This window comes from Erwinia plantamica, from assembly GCF_043420595.1.
Taxonomy (GTDB): Bacteria; Pseudomonadota; Gammaproteobacteria; order Enterobacterales; family Enterobacteriaceae; genus Erwinia; species Erwinia aeris.
Window position 1 is genome coordinate 1 of the sequence record NZ_JBGCUC010000015.1, and the last position, 16,281, is coordinate 16,281.

Here is a 16,281-nt window from a genome sequence, read left to right on the forward strand (position 1 = left end):
GCGGAGGGCGACCACGATATCTCCTTCGAAATAATCGACGAGGCGGGCAACGGCAGCGGCCCTTCAGACTCCATTGACTACACCGTTGATACCACCGCGCCGGACGTGCCGGACGCCTCAGCCGTTGTTATCACCGATCCCGCCGGCAACGCCATCGATCCGGCCAGCGACACCAGCACCACCACGCCAACTTTCAGCGGCGATGGCGCCGAACCGGGCGCAACCGTGGTGGTCAGCGACGGCGACGAGATCATTGGCGAGACGGTTGTGGAGGAAGACGGCAGCTGGTCGTACACGCCGGACGAGCCGCTGGCGGAGGGCGACCACGATATCTCCTTCGAAATAATCGACGAGGCGGGCAACGGCAGCGGCCCTTCAGACTCCATTGATTACACCGTTGATACCACCGCGCCGGACGTGCCGGACGCCTCGGCCGTTGTTATCACCGATCCCGACGGCGCCGCCATCGATCCGTCTGGCGCCACATCCGCCACCACGCCGACCTTCAGCGGCGACGGCGCGGAGCCGGGCGCGACCGTGGTGGTCAGCGACGGTGGCGAGGTCGTTGGCGAAACCACGGTAAACGAAGACGGCAGCTGGTCGTACACGCCGGACGAGCCGCTGGCGGAGGGCGACCACAGCTTCTCGTTTGAAGCGGTGGACGAGGCGGGCAATACCAGCGGCGCGTCAGCGCCGATTGACTACATCGTCGATATTACTGCGCCGGAAAGCATTGATACCTCGCTCATTATCATCACCAATCCCGCCGGCATCGCCATCGATCCGTCCGGCGCTACCAGCGTCACCACGCCGACCTTCAGCGGCGACGGCGCGGAGCCGGGTGCGACCGTGGTGGTCAGCGACGGTGATGTGGCGCTCGGCGAAACCACGGTAAACGAAGACGGCAGCTGGTCGTACACGCCGGACGAGCCGCTGGCGGAGGGCGACCACAGCTTCTCGTTTGAAGCGGTGGACGAGGCGGGCAATACCAGCGGCGCGTCAGCGCCGATTGACTACATCGTCGATATTACTGCGCCGGAAAGCATTGATACCTCGCTCGTTATCATTACCAATCCCGCCGGCATCGCCATCGATCCGTCCGGCGCTACCAGCGTCACCACGCCGACCTTCAACGGCGACATTGCGGAGCCGGGCTGCACGGTGGTGGTCAGCGACGGTGGCGAGGTCGTTGGCAAAACCACGGTAAACGAAGATGGCAGCTGGTCACTCACGCCGGACCAGCCGCTGGCGGAGGGCGAACACAGCTTCTCGTTTGAAGCGGTGGACGAGGCGGGCAATACCAGCGGCGCGTCAGCGCCGATTGACTACATCGTCGATATTACTGCGCCGGAAAGCATTGATACCTCGCTCGTTATCATTACCAATCCCGCCGGCATCGCCATCGATCCGTCCGGCGCTACCAGCGTCACCACGCCAACCTTCAGCGGCAGCGCCGAACCGGGCGCGACCGTGATAATCAGCGACGGCGATACGGCGCTCGGTGAAACCACGGTAAGCGAAGACGGCAGCTGGTCGTTCACGCCGGACCAACCGCTGGCGGAAGGCGATCACGATATTTCCTTTGAGGTAATCGACGAGGCGGGCAATACCAGCGGCGCATCAGCGGCGATTGACTACACCGTCGACACCATCGCGCCGGAAGGCATCGATCCCGCCTCCATCGTGATTACGGATGAAGCCGGTATCGTCGTAGACCGCACAGAGACGCTGACCGACAGCAAAGCCACCTTCAGCGGCAGCGCGGAGCCGGGCGCAACCGTCACGCTTTACGACAAAGGTGAAAAAGTGGGAGAGGCCACCGTAGCCGAAGACGGCAGCTGGCAGTTTACCGATGAAGACGGATTATACGATGGCAGCCACGAGCTGACGTTTACGGTGACGGATGGGGCGGGCAACAGCAGCGCGCCGTCCGCCACGCTCAACCTGGATGTGCAGGCCGTTATCCTGACGGCAATGGACAATATCAGCGCGGAGGCCGCGGTCGGCTTTACCTATCCGGTCAGCGTAGAGGACGATCTGGGCACCTTAATCAGCGACAGCGGCCTGATTGCGATTAATAACACCATTGTCAGCGATGCGATCGTGGTGGCGGACGGCACCTTTATCGATCTTAACGTAACGGCTACCTCGTCCGCCTTCCTGAACGTTGCCAGCAACTCCACGCTGATCCTGCAAAAGTACCACTCTGCCACCGGCGAATGGGTAGATGTTTCGCAGGGAGGCAGCAGCAATCTGTTCGGCCTGTTTGGCTCAGGAGCCAATACTGCCACGCTGACGCTGTCCGGTCTGACCGCCGGAACCTATCAGCTGGTTTATACCACGGCGGGCATTAACATTGGCGCCAGCTTCGATCTCGAAGCGCGGGAGACGGTTTATACCCTGGCCGAAGAGGCCACCACCACCGATTACACCACGGCGGCAGGCAACGTAATGAGCGATGCGGACGGGATCTACGGCCCAGACACGATCCCGCACGGCGCCTCGACCCTGGTTTCTTCCGTCAGCGTTACCAATAGCGATGGCAACGTGACTAAAGTGACGCTGGGCGCCATCACCAAAACCACGCTGGTCGGCCAGTACGGCATGCTGATGATCGGCGGCGACGGCAGCTATGAATATATCCCTGCCGTCTCGATGAACAGTATCGGCAAGGTCGAAGTCTTTACCTATACCCTGACCGACTCCGCCACCGGCAAGACCTCTTCAGCGCAGCTCTATATCCAGATCGGCAGCACCAACGATGCGCTGACGCTCAGCTGGGATGCTACCGATCCCAGCGCCGACGCCGTCACGGATATTGCTTCCGCCAATGCTGCCGACGCCAGCGTAGCCGTAAGCTGGCGCACCACCGAAGCCAGCGATAAGGATGTGGTGCTGACAACGGGCGGCACGGTGAACTATACCAGCGCCTTTACGCTGGTCTCCGCCGACGATCGGGTGTCCGGCACGCTGACGCTGAAAACCGGGCAGGGGCTGTTCGGCAACGATTTTGCCACCGAGAAAAACATCGCTTATGAACTTCAGCAGCTGGGCAGCGACGGCAGCTGGACAACGGTAACGACCGATAATCTTGTGGTGCCGGCGGGCGATCACAACGGCGAGGTGCTGCTGACGCTGGATATATCGACGCTGGTTGAGGAGGCCGGTACCTGGCGCCTCGCCATCGTCACCACGGGTGCGGACAACGACGTGATACTGGATATGGCTGTCTCCGTAACCAGCACCACGGACTATGAGATCACCGCCAGCCAGGCCGCTTCAGGCAACCTGCTGACCGACGAGGGCATCGACGGCGCCATCGACAAGCTCAGCTCCATTTATACCCGGCTTTACGCCAAAGCGGGCGACGGCAGTGCCGATACCGACGTCGACAGCAGCTACGTTGCCGTAACCGAAAGCGGCATCACCCTGGTCGGCGAATATGGCACGCTGCTGCTCTATAGCGACGGCACCTATCTCTATACGCCGGATGCCACCACGCTGCCGTCAGGCTCTCAGGATATCTTTACCTACGCGCTGCAAGGGGTGAACGGCAAGGTGGTTACGGCCACGCTTACCGTCAACCTGGGCGTGGAGGTTGACGGCAGCAATGGCGGCGCGCTGGTATTCCAGGGCACGGAGGCGAATGACGTTTTCGCGGTTTACGATACGGAGTTTGCACAGGTGGACGGCGCGGACGGCAGCGATACCCTGGCCTGGTACGGCAAGGCCGAACTGGTGCTGAGCGATGTCGCCGCCAGAGTCAGCAATATCGAAACCCTGGCGCTCGCGGCAGAAAGCAGCGGCAGCGTGGTGGTCACTGCTCAGGACGTGGTCGATATCACCAACGACGTGAATACGCTCACCGTTACCGGCGTAGCGGGCGACACCGTTACGCTGGTGGGAAGCTGGATCAACAGCGGCACCACGGTGATAAACAGCGTTTTGTACACGCATTACACAGGCACGACCGGGGCGGGCGTCGCTGTCGATCTCAACGTGCAGCAGTCGGTTGCGCTTTCGGCGGCGAGCTACCAGGACAGCTCGTCAGGCAGTGAATATGACGTGGTCGCCGCAGAAGCGATTACGGGCACGGACGGCAACGATCTTTTTAACGTTGACGGCAGCGACTTCGCCAGTATCGATGGCGGCGCCGGGCTGGATACGCTGGTCTGGCGCGCCAGCACGCTGACGGTCAGTGAGATCGCGGACAAAGTCAGCAATATTGAAGAGATCGAGCTGGCCGCCGACGCGGGCAATTTGCTGATTTCCGCGCAAAACGTGGCGGATATTACCGATGACGACAACACGCTTTATGTGAAAGGCGAGGCTGGCGATACGCTGACGCTGGGCGGCAGCTGGCAGTGGATCGGCAGCGAGGTGCTTAACAACGCCAGCTACGACCGCTACGTCAGCACCGCGGCCGACGGGCAAAGCGTTACCCTGCTGGTCGACAGCGAAATAGCCTTCAGCGCCACGGAAACCGCAGCGGAAAACAATGCCGCCGACGTCACCGGCCAGGTGACACTGCTCAGCGACAGCGTGGCGCAGACGGTTACCGTGGAGGAGGAAAGCAACAGTTTTATCAGCGACAGCTTCGTCATCGCCAGCAGTAGCGACCAACAGGCGATCGGCTTCAGCGTCTCCGGCGCCTCGATCGATGCCGATAACAGCGTGTCGGCCACGTGGTCATTGCAGCGCTACAACGGGCAGACCTTCGCCTGGGAAACCGTCACCGGCGGCTCACAGGCGCTGACCAGCAGCAGCGCGCTGAACGTGACGCTTTCTGACCAGCCGGTCGGCACTTATCGTCTGACCATCGACACCACGCAGAGCGGCCACACCAGCCTGCTGTTGCTCACGGTTTATGACGAACTGGCGATCGAGGTGGCGGTCAATATCGTCAGCACCACCGACTATCGGGTTACCGCCGATGCCAGCAGCGCCGGATCCGTCTTTACCAGCGATAACGGCCTGATAGTGAAATCTATTGCGGCAGGCATCGTCACCGGCGCGGCCAGCTACACGCTGGTAGCGGCGGCGGGTACGACGATCGTTGGCGAATATGGCTCGCTGACCATTCACAGCGACGGCAGCTACACCTATACGCTGGCCAGCGGCTCGACGATCCCGCTTGCCAGTAGCGAAGATGCCTTTACGTATCTGCTGAGCGACGGCACCACGCAAACGCTGACGGTAACGCCGGGCGTGGCGGTGGATGGTCTGGGCGGCGGCGCGCTGACCTTCGCGGGCACGGTCGGCGACGACAGCTTTGCGATTTACGACACGCAGCTGACCGTGCTGGACGGCAAGGCCGGTCACGATACGCTGGTCTGGCGCGGCGAGGGCGAGCTGCGGCTGAGCGACCTTGCCGGTAAGGTCAGCAATATCGAGGCGATCGATCTTCAGGATAACGGTGCGGCGGCGGTGCTGACGCTAAACGTTGATGATATCGCCAGCGTCACTGACGACGGCAACGCGCTTTACGTACGCGGCGGCAGCGAGGATTCGCTTTCTCTGGCGGGCGAGTGGCTGGTCAGCGGCGTGGAAACGCTGAATAACATCGTTTATACGCTTTACACCAGCGCCATGCTCGACGGCACGGCTATTAAGCTTTACGTACAGGAAGGCATAACCTTTAACGAAGTAACCGCCGGGATTGAAGGCTCGTTGAGCGCCGAAGAAATGCAGGATCTGACGCTCGTCTCCGTCAGTCAGAATGGCGAAACCGCCGTGGTCGACGGCGAGGCCGCGAGTCTGCAAGGCTACTGGGGTACGCTGGCTATCGACGGCGCGGGCCACTACCGCTACGTGCCGGATGAGGCGGCCGCGCAAAGCGGCCATACCGATACCTTCACCTACACCTTATCGGACGGCAGCAGCGCGTCGCTGAGCGTCAGCTTAGGGGTGACGGTGGACGGCAGCGCGGGCGGCGCGCTCACCTTTAGCGGCTCCGGCGGCAGCGATATATTCCAGCTTTACGATACCGACTTTACCTCGATAAACGGCGCGGACGGCAGTGATACCCTGGCCTGGCACGGCAGCGGCTCGCTGGATCTGAGCGCTATCTCCGCCCGAGTCAGCAATATCGAAGCCGTAGATATGCTGGACGACAGCGTTAACGACAGCCTGACCGTCAGCGCGGAAAGCCTGTTCAATATCACCGACGACAATAACACGCTCTACGTCAGGGGCGCGGAAGGCGATACGGTGACGCTAAACGGCAGCTGGACGCAATCGACGGCCCTGCTGGCGGACGGCATCAGCTACGAGCACTACACCAGCACGGCCGCCGACGGCTCGCTGGTGCAGCTCTATATCGAAGACGATATCGTTATTGGCTGAGCAAGCGCCGGGCGACGCGCCTGCCGCCCGGCCTGGCCAGGGATTTTCAGGATGAAGCTATGGAAAGACGTTTTACCGCCTTTTGCTGCCTGCTGGCGCTGCCTTGTGTCAGCCTTGCGCAGCCGTCGCCGCCGAAAGAAGCGCCTGATGGATTCTGGGGGCTTTTTTCCGGCGCGCCGGACACCCTGCCTGAGGCCGCCGCAGACCAGACCGATATGCTGCCGACGGGCGACGGCAAAACGCTGCCCGTCGACTGGCACGCCGCGATCCTGCTGGCGGTGCAGCACCATCCGGCCATCAGCAGCAGCATCGCCTCGCTGGAGTCGGCGGGCTTTAGCATCGATAACGCCAGCGCGGGCTACCTTCCCGCGATTAAAGCGGGGGTTACCTCGGGCCGACAGCAGGACGAAGGCAGCGGGCAAATCGCCACGCTGGGGCTGTCGCAAATGCTTTATGACTTTGGCAAAACCGGCGGCGCGGTGGATCGGGCAACGGCCGGTTATCTGCGACAGCAGGCCGCTTTGCTGGCGCAGGTCGATAGCGTGATTGAGCAAACGGCGCTGGCGCTGAACGAGGTCTGTCGCTATACGCAGCAGCTTGATAACGCACGCAAACAGGTCAGGGCGCTGCAGGATATTTTACGGCTTACGCAGCTGCGCGCGACGGCGGGCGCCAGCACGCGCGTCGATCCCGTACAGGCGCAGGCACGCGTTGAAGCGGCCGAGGCGCAGCAGCAGGAGAGCGAGATCAAACTTCGCCAGGCGAAGTACCACCTTCAGGCGCTGCTGGGCCAGCCGATCGCGGACAGGCCGCTCGCCACGCCGCTGGATCTACAACCGCTGATCCGCAAACTGGGCGCCACGCTCGATCTGAACAGAAACCCCACCATCCTTATCGCACAGGCCGACGCCGCCATCGCCAGCGCCGACCTGCGCAGCAGCAAAGCGCAGCGTTATCCCACGCTGTCGCTGGAGGCCAGCAGCAACAAATATATCGGCGATATCGCCCGCTATCAGAGCCGTAGCCAGTATCAAAACATCTATCTCTCCCTGAACAGCACCCTCTATCAGGGCGGCGCGCTGGCGGCGCAGGAAAATGCCAGCGCCCGCGCGCTGGCTGCGGCCAGAGAAACCATCAGCAGCCAGAAGCTGGAGCTGACCGACCGGCAGCGCAGCGCGTTTCAGAGCATGGCTGGTCTGCAAAACAACATCAGCATCCTCGCCCGGCGGCTGCGCACCATTACCGAGACGCGGTCGCTTTACCGCGAGCAATATCTGGCGCTGGGCAACAGGAACGTGCTTGATTTGCTCAACGCCGAACAGGAAATCAGCCGCGCGGAGCTGGATCTTATCAACGCCCGCCGCGACCTTTGGGCCGCCGAAGTAACTTATCTTGCGCTGGCCGGTATGGCCAGAGACGCCTTCAGCATCAATATGCCGGCCGTCCAGGCGCAGCGGCAAACAGTGAAAAATGAGCCTTATGAACAACCCTTTCTCAGATAACGACGCCACCGGCCATACTGAAAAAAGCCGCTACCTGCCGTGGCTGGAGGCCCTGCTGCTGATCGCCAGGCATTATCGCCTTGAGGCTTCGCCAGAGCGGGTAAAAGGCGAGGCGGAGTGGCAGCTGCGACAGCTGCCGCAGGACAAGCTGATTGAAAACATGGCGCGCCAGCTCGGCCTGCTGGTGCTGTTTGACGACTTCCATCCCGACTGGCTGGACGCCTGGCGGCTGCCGCTGGTGGTGGATTTCGGCGCGCGCGGCGTCGGCGTGGTTACGTCGCTGAGCGCCCAAGGCCAGGCGAGCGTGATGCTGACCGGCGAAAAACAGCTGCAAAGCGTGCTCAGCGTGGAAGAGCTGGGCCGCTATGCGCAGCGCGTCCTGCTTGCTCGCCCTGAAACCGCCGTGCCCGACGCCAGAGTTGACGACTATATTCAGCCTTACCGCGCCAGCTGGCTGTGGCAGACGCTGCTGCGGGAGTGGCCGAGCTGGATCAATATCATGTTCGCCTCGCTGATGATCAACGTGCTGGGCCTGGCGGCGATGCTGTTTACCATGCAGGTGTACGACCGCATTATTCCTTCGCAGTCCGTGCCGTCGCTGTGGGTACTGTTTGGCGGCGTTATGATTGCGCTGACTTTTATCTTTATCCTGCGCATGGCCCGCACTTATATTTCCGACTGGGCGGGCAAGCGCGCCGATTTGCGTATTTCCGACAAGGTCTTCGGCCACGCCTTGCGCATCCGTAGCGACGCGCGGCCAAAATCAACCGGATCTTTTATCGCGCAGATCCGCGAGCTGGAGCAGCTGCGCGAGCTGATCGCCTCCACCACTATCTCCGCCGTGGCCGATCTGCCGTTTCTGATCCTCTTTCTGATCGTGCTCTGGCTGCTGGGCGGCTGGCTGGTGCTGGTGCCGCTGGTGGCGATCCCGCTGATTGTGCTGCCGGGACTGCTGGCGCAGCGGCCGCTGGCGAAGCTTTCCAGAGCCACCATGCGCGAGTCGGCCCTGCGTAACGCCATGCTGGTGGAGTCGGTGCAGGGCGCGGACGATATCAAGCTGCTGCGCGGCGAGCCTTACTTTCAGAACCAGTGGAACCACCTGAACGAAACGATCGGCAAGGCGACGGTCAGGCAGCGTTTTATCAGCGGGCTGCTGGCCAGCTGGACCAGCGAGGTACAGACGCTGGCCTATGTCAGCGTGGTGCTGGTGGGGGCGTTGCTGGCGATGGACGGCGATATCTCCACCGGCGTGCTGATTGGCTGCTCGATGCTGGCCTCGCGCATGATGGCGCCGCTGGGCCAGCTGGCGATGATTTTTAGCCGCTGGCAGCAGGCGAAAGTCGCCCGAGAAGGGCTGGCAAGCCTGCTAAACAGCGAGGTAGACCAGCCCGAGCGCGGGGCGCAGGTGCATCGCGCAAAACTGTACGGCGACTACAGCCTGGACGGTATTGTCTATCGCTACAGCCCTGAAGCCGCCCAGGCGGCGCTGGCGCTCGATAAGCTGACCATCAAGCCCGGCGAGAAAATCGCGCTGCTGGGCCGCAACGGATCTGGCAAATCCACGCTGCTGCAAATGCTGGCGGGGCTGCTGCGGCCTACGCAGGGCGTGCTGCTGCTGGATGGCGACCGGCTCGACACGCTCGATCCGCTGGATGTCCGGCGCGACGTCAGCCTGGTCAGCCAGTCCTCGTCGCTGTTTTTCGGCACCATCCGTCAGAATTTGCGCCTGGGAATGCCGCTGGCTACGGAGGAGGAGATGCAGGAAGCGCTGGCTATCACTGGCGCTATGACCTTTATCCGCCAGCTGCCGGAAGGCCTGGACTATCTGCTTCACGAGGGCGGCAAAGGCTTGTCCGGCGGGCAGCGCCAGCTGCTGCTGCTGGCCCGCGCACTGTTGCGCCAGCCCGCCGTGCTGCTGCTGGATGAGCCGACGGCCTGGCTGGACGACGCCGCCGAAAGCCGCCTGATCGAAAAGCTTAAGGCCTGGTCGGGCGAGAAAACGCTGATTATCGCCACGCACCGACCGGCAGTGATGCAGCTGGTGGATCGTATTTTACTGTTGGATAACGGCAAAATCGTGCGTGACGGGACGAAGGAGCAGCTGCTGGTTAAACCGGCCGCGCCGCGCCGCAAAACGGAGGCGTCATCATGAGCGGACGCTTCAGAGGCCGCAAAAAAACGGCCGCGCGCGGCAGCGCGCTGATCGTCTGGTCGCTGCTGACGATGCTGCTGCTGTTTTTTCTCTGGGCCAGCCTGTTTGAACTGGATGAGGTCACGGTCGGCGTCGGCAAAGTCATCCCCAGCAGCCACGCGCAGATCGTGCAGTCGCTGGAAGGCGGCATTCTGCAAACGCTGAAAGTGCGTGAAGGCGACGTGGTGGAGGCGGGCCAGGTGTTGGCGTTGCTGGATCCCACGCAGCTGGATTCCGGGCTACAGGAGAGCACGGCAAGAATGCGGGCGGCGCTGGCGACGGCGGCCCGTTTACAGGCGGAAACGGCGGGCAGCGAGCTGAATTTTCCGCCCGAGGTGCTGGAGGACGGCGATCTGGTGGCGGCCGAGACGGCGCTGTATCGCTCGCGCAGGGAGAACCTGGACAAAACGCTGAGCGGCCTGCGTGAAGCGCTGACGTTGATCAACCGCGAGCTTAAGCTGACCGCTTCGCTGGTGGCGCAGGGCGCGGCCAGCGACGTGGAAGTGCTGCGGCTGAAAAGACAGGCTAACGATCTGCAAAGCAAGCTGAACGACGCGCAAAATCAGTACATCGTGCACGCGCGGGAGGACCTGGCGAAAGCCAATGCCGAGGCCGCTTCGCAGCGATCGGTCATCATCGGACGCGCCGATGCGCTGAAGCGCACGACGATAGTCGCGCCGGTCAGGGGTATCGTCAAAGCGATCGAGGTCAACACGGTGGGCGGCGTGATCCCGCAGCGCGGCAACCTGATGGAGCTGGTGCCGCTGGATGAACAGCTGCTGATTGAAGCGCAGATTTCGCCGCGCGACGTGGCTTTTATCACGCCGGGCCAGCGCGCCGTGGTCAAGCTGACCGCCTATGATTTTAATATCTATGGCGGCCTTGAGGGGAAAGTGGCTTCCATATCGCCGGATACCCTCCAGGACGAGGTGCATCGGGACAACTACTACTATCGCGTCTATGTGCGTACCGAAAAAGATTATCTGCTTAATAAAAAAGGGAAAAAATTCCCGGTGCATCCGGGGATGATCGCGATGGCGGAAATCCATACCGGCAGCAAAACCATTATGGCTTACCTGTTGAAACCGCTGAACCGGGCGAAAGAGGCGCTGCGCGAAAGATAACGCTGGGCGAAAAGGGCAGACCACGCTTTTTCCTGCTTCCCTTGCCTGAAAAGAAACGATAATGTGCGCGTGACGAAGTGGCGCTTCCTCGCTGACCGGTGCCACCTGATAATTTCATTTTCAGCGGAGAAACTCATGAGTAAGTCGACGTCCATTCTCTTTTCTGCTTTTTTACTGGCTGCCACGCCGTTAGTGTCTACGGCTTTTGCAGAAGATGTTCAGACGCAGCAGGATCCTGCCGCCGCCGCGCCAGCCACGGATGCCCCAGCTGCGAATACGCCAGCCACGGATGCGCCAGCCACGGATGCGCCAGCTACGGATGCGCCAGCTACGGATGCGCCAGCTACGGATGCCCCGGCCGCCGCGCCGATCGCGCCGGAAGCACAAACGCCTTCTCAGGCGCAGACGCCTTCAGGCGAAACGGCCGCGCCGCAGCGCGATCCGGCCCATCCTTATGAAATCCAGTACTTTTTTGCCGATTTCCAGCGTTTCACTATCGGCAGCGTGGTGCCTGACCGCTACCGCACTAAAAAATATGAAATTGTGGACTGGAAAACCCGCAACCTGCCTGCGCCTGAGCAGGGCACCAGCTGGACCTATATGGGCGGCAACTACGTGCAGATTTCTAAAGAAGATGGCCGCATCCTGAAAGTGGAATCCGGCGACATTTTTTACAAGCAATAAGCTATAAAAAAGCCCGGCGTTAAACGTCGGGCTTTACGAGTATTGGCAAGGCGGCGTTTTTTATTCCGCCTTTGCCCGATCGCCATACAGATACCCCAGCGAAGCCAGCAGGCACAGGCTATAGCCCAGCAGTTCGCAGCCTTCCTCCGCCATGTTTTTCACCGTATGGTTATAGCCATCCAGCATCAGGTGCTGCCACAGGTCGCGCATACCGAACAGGCGAGCAAACACCAGAATGGTCAGCAAACCCGCGCACAACATGCCCCAGGCAGGATGACGCAGCAGATCGGCCAGGCCTTTCACGGCGCGCTTTGGCTGAAGCACGGCAATAACGACGCACGCGGCGGCAGTGGCCAGCGCGAACCACACCCAGCTGCCGTGTGACAGCTCGTCGAACAGGAAATCCAGCTCGCGGATCAGCATACAGGTGAAGAAGCCGCCGATTAATATCAGCGTCGGCCTGATGGCAGGCTGTCGATATGCGCCATGAAAATAGAGCAGCGCGATAGCCAGCAGCATCAGTTCCTGAGCGATTTCAGTAAAGGAGGTTTCGTGTACGCCATCGTTCATCCAGCGAACATCGATAAAAACCATTCCCATCATGGCGGCCAGAAACAGCGCGCAGCCAATAAAAGCCAACGCCTTGCGGCGGATAAAAAGTAAATCAGATTGCATAACGCCCCTTATTTTTTCGAGGCGATTATAGGCACTGAGTTGACGCAGGCTTACCAATTAATGCCGCCGGCCTGCGGCAGCGGCGCCGATTTGAGTTAATTAATGCAGAAAAGCGCCGAAAATCCCGGTTAAGGATTAATTCGGCAGCTGATATCTTTGCTGCTGGCGGGTGAACCAGGCAAGCGGCACGTAATAGGGCGCCTGCGTCAGCTGCTCAATGCCGCTTTCGATAATAGTGGAAGCCTGCCGCCACAGCGCTTCATTTCCGTCTTTCAGCAAGGCGATCTGCACGCGTTTTTCTGTCAGATAAACGCGGGCAAAATGCGGATCGTAATGAATAATCGAGCGGGTGTTATCAATGATATCGGCCAGCTTGATGGTCTGGGCGTCGCCCGAGGCCTGTGCCGTATGGCGAAAATGGGCCACTTTACGCGCTGCGCGATTTTTTGCGTCGGGCTGCTTGCTGTCGGTCAGCATCGCCACCAGCGAGGCGACCTCCGCGCCAAAATGGCTCTCGATATCCGCCAGCGTGTTGGACGTATCTTCGACCGTGTCGTGTAGCCATGCGGCGGCCAGCATGATTTCGTTATCGGTTACGCTGCGCACCAGCTCCACTACCGCAGCCGGATGTACGATATAAGGCTCATCGGTATATTTGCGACGCTGACCCGTGTCAGCATGAGCCTTGCTGGCGTAGCGTCGGGCCTTTTCTTCCAGTGAATACATCGGTTTTCTCCCCTGAACATTAAGATTCGCTTGCAATTATATAGCGCACTATTTATATTTTTTGCCATGACCACAGATAAAGATGACAAAAAAGCGGAAGCCTCGCCACTGTTGCTTGATCAACAGCTTTGCTTCGCGCTCTATTCCACCAACCTGGCGCTGCACAAGCTTTACCGCCAGCTGCTGGCACCGCTCGATATCACCTATCCGCAATATCTGGTGATGCTGGTGCTGTGGGAGCGCGATGACGTGACGGTTTCCGAAATCGGCGAACGGCTGTTTCTGGACTCCGCCACGCTGACGCCGCTGCTGAAAAGGCTGGAGGCGGCGGGTCTGTTGGATCGTCAGCGCTCGCGCAAAGACGAGCGCCAGGTCGTGGTAACGCTGACCGAACAGGGTCGCGAGCTGCGCCATAAAGCGGTCGATTTACCTCAGGCCGTCAGCTGCGCCGCCGCCTGTGATGCGGAAAAAATGCGCGTGCTGAAAGCCGAACTGGAAAGCCTGCGCGACAGCCTCAACGGCTAGACTGTAGTCTCGCTCCGGAAAGTCTATACTGATTACAGACGCCTCATTAAGTCGCTCGCGATTTAATAGCGCATATAAAACCCAATGAAAGGAGTTGCCTGATGTCTTTAGAAAAAGTCGTTTACCGTGCCAAAGCAAAAGCCACCGGTGGTCGTGACGGTCGTGCTACCTCTTCAGACGGCGTGCTGGACGTAAAGCTGGGCGTACCGAAAGAAATGGGCGGCGCGGGCGGCGAAGCCACCAACCCTGAACAGCTGTTTGCCGCTGGCTACTCGGCCTGCTTCCTGGGCGCGATGAAGTTTGTCGCCAACCGCGACAAAATCACTATGCCAAAAGAAGCCTTTATCGAAGGGGAAGTGGGCATCGGGCCGCTGCCGACCGGTTTTGGTATCGAAGCTAAATTGAATATCCATCTGGAAGGAATGGACGCGGCGGAAGCGAAAAAGCTGGTGGACGCGGCCCATATCGTCTGCCCTTACTCTAACGCAACCCGCGACAATATCGACGTAACGCTGAATATCATCAACTGATAACGGCGCTGGCCGGAGCCGCTATGGCGCTCCGGCTGTCTGTAACCCTGCGACCCGCCGCGTTTCTCTGCTTATTCCCGCGATTGAACTGATAAATCCCCGATAATGTGGTTAACTACGCCGCTTGCGCGTGGAGGTGAATTTTTTCCCTTCAGAATCGTCCGGGAAAAGTTTCTCAGGGTGATAATCGACCCTATAACCGAACTCTGGCGAAACGGTATGGTCTGATTAGCGTTTACTCTAAAGCTACGCCGGGATAAAGGTTGCATGAATTACATTAAAACACTGACGCAGCAAAAGCTCTCGTTTTTGCTAGCGTTTTACATCGGTATCTTTCTGAATATTCCCGTTTTTTATCGTCGTTTCGATCCCTTTCTGGCCCACTTCAGCGTGGCGGAATGGCTTTCCGCCGTGGCGGAAGTCGTCGCCATCGTTCTGCTGACCTTTTTCCTGATGCGGCTGCTGTCGCTGGGCGGCAAAATTTTCTGGCGCGTGACCGCTACCGCGCTGGTGCTGATTTCGGTAGCCGCCAGCTACTACATGAGTTTCTTTAACGTGGTGATCGGCTACGGCATCGTCGCGTCGGTGATGACCACGGATACCGATTTGTCGAAAGAGGTGATTGGCTACCATTTTGTGCTGTGGATGGTGCTGGTCAGCGCGCTGCCGCTGCTGCTGATCTGGCGCAACTCGCTGCGCCTGACGCTGATTGAGCAGCTGAAAACGCCGGGACAGCGCCTGAAGCCGCTGGGCGTGCTGCTGCTGGCCGTGGCGCTGGTCTGGCTGCCTATCCGCTATTTCGACAAGCAGCAGAACATCAACGAGAAGCTGACCAATGTCGATCTGCCGAGCTATGGCGGCGTGGTGGCGCACTCTTATCTGCCTTCCAACTGGCTGTCGGCGCTGGGGCTGTTTGCCTACACCAGCTACGACGAGACGATGGACGGTAAAGACCTGTTCGATCCGGCAAAGCAGTTTACCTATAACGCACCGGCCGGGCTGGACGACACCTATGTGGTATTCGTGATTGGCGAAACCACCCGCTGGGATCATATGGGCCTGCTGGGCTATAACCGCGATACCACGCCAAAGCTTTCCCACGAGAAAAACCTGGTGGCGTTCCGGGGGGAATCCTGCGACACCGCAACCAAGCTTTCGCTGCGCTGTATGTTCGTGCGTGAAGGCGGCACCGATGAAGGGCCAGGCCGCACGCTGAAAGAACAGAACGTTTTTGCGGTGATGAAGTCGCTGGGCTTTAGCTCGGAGCTTTTCGCTATGCAAAGTGAAGTCTGGTTCTATAACAATACCGATGCGGATAACTTCGCGTTCCGCGAGCAGATTGGTTCGGAAAAGCAGAACCAGGGCAAGTCGGTGGACGATATGCTGCTGGTGCCGGAGTTGAAAAAGTCGCTCGATCGCCATCCTGAAGGCAAGCATCTGGTGGTGCTGCATACCAAAGGCTCGCACTACCTTTACTCGCAGCGCTATCCGCGCGAGTTTGCCCGTTATCAGCCTGAATGTATGGGCGTGGACGATAAATGCAGCAAAGCGATGCTGATCAACGCCTTTGATAACTCGGTACTTTATACGGATACGGTGCTGGAAAGCGTGTTCGATCAGCTGCGCGATAAGAAAGCGATTGTCTTCTACGCGGCCGACCACGGCGAATCGATCAGCGATAACATGCACCTGCACGGCACGCCGCGTCATATGGCGCCGCCGGAGCAGTTCCGCGTGCCGATGATCGTGTGGGCTTCCGATAAGTATCTGGCAGACCCGGCTAACCAGAGCCGCTTTGAACGCCTGCAGGCGCAGCAGCGCGTGGGCGCGACGCATCGTCACGTTGAGCTGTTCGACTCGGTGCTGGGCTGCCTGGGCTACACCTCTCCGGATGGCGGCATCAAAGAGGCGAACGACTGGTGTGCGGATCCGACAAAGCGTAAAGCTTCTGGCGACAAAATCTGACGCGCCGCGTCACA

10 protein-coding genes are annotated in these 16,281 nt (G+C 60.1%); 8 read left to right on the forward strand and 2 right to left on the reverse strand.

Going from position 1 to position 16,281, the window contains the following annotated elements; translation table 11 throughout:
• The 5 genes from AB3U87_RS15765 to AB3U87_RS15785 form a co-directional block, all read left to right on the forward strand.
• On the forward strand, positions 1-6,345 hold a 6,345-nt coding region (locus AB3U87_RS15765), incomplete at its 5' end, for a BapA/Bap/LapF family large adhesin (RefSeq protein WP_394149672.1).
• Positions 6,346-6,404: 59 nt separating this feature from the next.
• Positions 6,405-7,847, forward strand: a complete 1,443-nt coding sequence (locus AB3U87_RS15770; RefSeq protein WP_394149674.1) for a TolC family outer membrane protein — start codon at positions 6,405-6,407, stop codon at positions 7,845-7,847.
• Positions 7,825-9,999 carry a type I secretion system permease/ATPase gene (locus AB3U87_RS15775; protein WP_394149676.1) on the forward strand — a complete coding sequence of 725 codons (2,175 nt, stop codon included), beginning with the start codon at positions 7,825-7,827 and terminating at the stop codon, positions 9,997-9,999. Before AB3U87_RS15770 ends, AB3U87_RS15775 begins: the two co-directional genes overlap by 23 nt.
• Positions 9,996-11,162, forward strand: coding sequence for a beta-barrel domain-containing protein (locus AB3U87_RS15780; protein ID WP_253456558.1), 1,167 nt, complete (start codon positions 9,996-9,998; stop codon positions 11,160-11,162). The genes AB3U87_RS15775 and AB3U87_RS15780 overlap by 4 nt, the downstream gene beginning before the upstream one ends.
• A gap of 135 nt (positions 11,163-11,297) precedes the next feature.
• Complete coding sequence (locus tag AB3U87_RS15785) at positions 11,298-11,846, forward strand: RcnB family protein (protein WP_394149678.1); 549 nt, start codon at positions 11,298-11,300, stop codon at positions 11,844-11,846.
• A 60-nt stretch (positions 11,847-11,906) separates the two neighbouring features.
• Here AB3U87_RS15785 and AB3U87_RS15790 read toward each other — a convergent pair whose 3' ends face one another.
• Both AB3U87_RS15790 and AB3U87_RS15795 read right to left on the reverse strand, forming a co-directional pair.
• Entirely contained in the window at positions 11,907-12,521 is a 615-nt protein-coding gene (locus AB3U87_RS15790; RefSeq protein ID WP_253456554.1) for a hypothetical protein, read from the reverse strand.
• Between the two features lie 135 nt (positions 12,522-12,656).
• Complete coding sequence (locus AB3U87_RS15795; protein ID WP_253456552.1) at positions 12,657-13,247, reverse strand: HD domain-containing protein; 591 nt, start codon at positions 13,245-13,247, stop codon at positions 12,657-12,659.
• Between the two features lie 66 nt (positions 13,248-13,313).
• Between AB3U87_RS15795 and AB3U87_RS15800 the strand changes: the two genes are divergently transcribed.
• From AB3U87_RS15800 to eptB, 3 genes are all read left to right on the forward strand, one after another.
• A complete protein-coding gene (locus tag AB3U87_RS15800; protein WP_125289274.1) occupies positions 13,314-13,772 on the forward strand; it encodes a MarR family winged helix-turn-helix transcriptional regulator in 459 nt (152 codons plus the stop codon).
• A gap of 101 nt (positions 13,773-13,873) precedes the next feature.
• Positions 13,874-14,302 carry an organic hydroperoxide resistance protein gene (locus AB3U87_RS15805; protein WP_125289275.1) on the forward strand — a complete coding sequence of 143 codons (429 nt, stop codon included), beginning with the start codon at positions 13,874-13,876 and terminating at the stop codon, positions 14,300-14,302.
• A gap of 267 nt (positions 14,303-14,569) precedes the next feature.
• Positions 14,570-16,267 carry a kdo(2)-lipid A phosphoethanolamine 7''-transferase gene (gene eptB / locus AB3U87_RS15810; RefSeq protein WP_301251516.1) on the forward strand — a complete coding sequence of 566 codons (1,698 nt, stop codon included), beginning with the start codon at positions 14,570-14,572 and terminating at the stop codon, positions 16,265-16,267.
• Positions 16,268-16,281 lie beyond the last annotated feature (14 nt).

Excerpts from the sequence above, each read along its gene's own strand:
- AB3U87_RS15770 (WP_394149674.1), top strand. The coding sequence starts at position 6,405 with ATGGAAAGACGTTTTACCGCCTTTTGCTGCCTGCTGGCGCTGCCTTGT.
- AB3U87_RS15775 (WP_394149676.1), top strand. The coding sequence starts at position 7,825 with ATGAACAACCCTTTCTCAGATAACGACGCCACCGGCCATACTGAAAAA.
- AB3U87_RS15780 (WP_253456558.1), top strand. The coding sequence starts at position 9,996 with ATGAGCGGACGCTTCAGAGGCCGCAAAAAAACGGCCGCGCGCGGCAGC.
- AB3U87_RS15785 (WP_394149678.1), top strand. The coding sequence starts at position 11,298 with ATGAGTAAGTCGACGTCCATTCTCTTTTCTGCTTTTTTACTGGCTGCC.
- AB3U87_RS15790 (WP_253456554.1), bottom strand. The coding sequence starts at position 12,521 with ATGCAATCTGATTTACTTTTTATCCGCCGCAAGGCGTTGGCTTTTATT.
- AB3U87_RS15795 (WP_253456552.1), bottom strand. The coding sequence starts at position 13,247 with ATGTATTCACTGGAAGAAAAGGCCCGACGCTACGCCAGCAAGGCTCAT.
- AB3U87_RS15800 (WP_125289274.1), top strand. The coding sequence starts at position 13,314 with ATGACCACAGATAAAGATGACAAAAAAGCGGAAGCCTCGCCACTGTTG.
- AB3U87_RS15805 (WP_125289275.1), top strand. The coding sequence starts at position 13,874 with ATGTCTTTAGAAAAAGTCGTTTACCGTGCCAAAGCAAAAGCCACCGGT.
- eptB (WP_301251516.1), top strand. The coding sequence starts at position 14,570 with ATGAATTACATTAAAACACTGACGCAGCAAAAGCTCTCGTTTTTGCTA.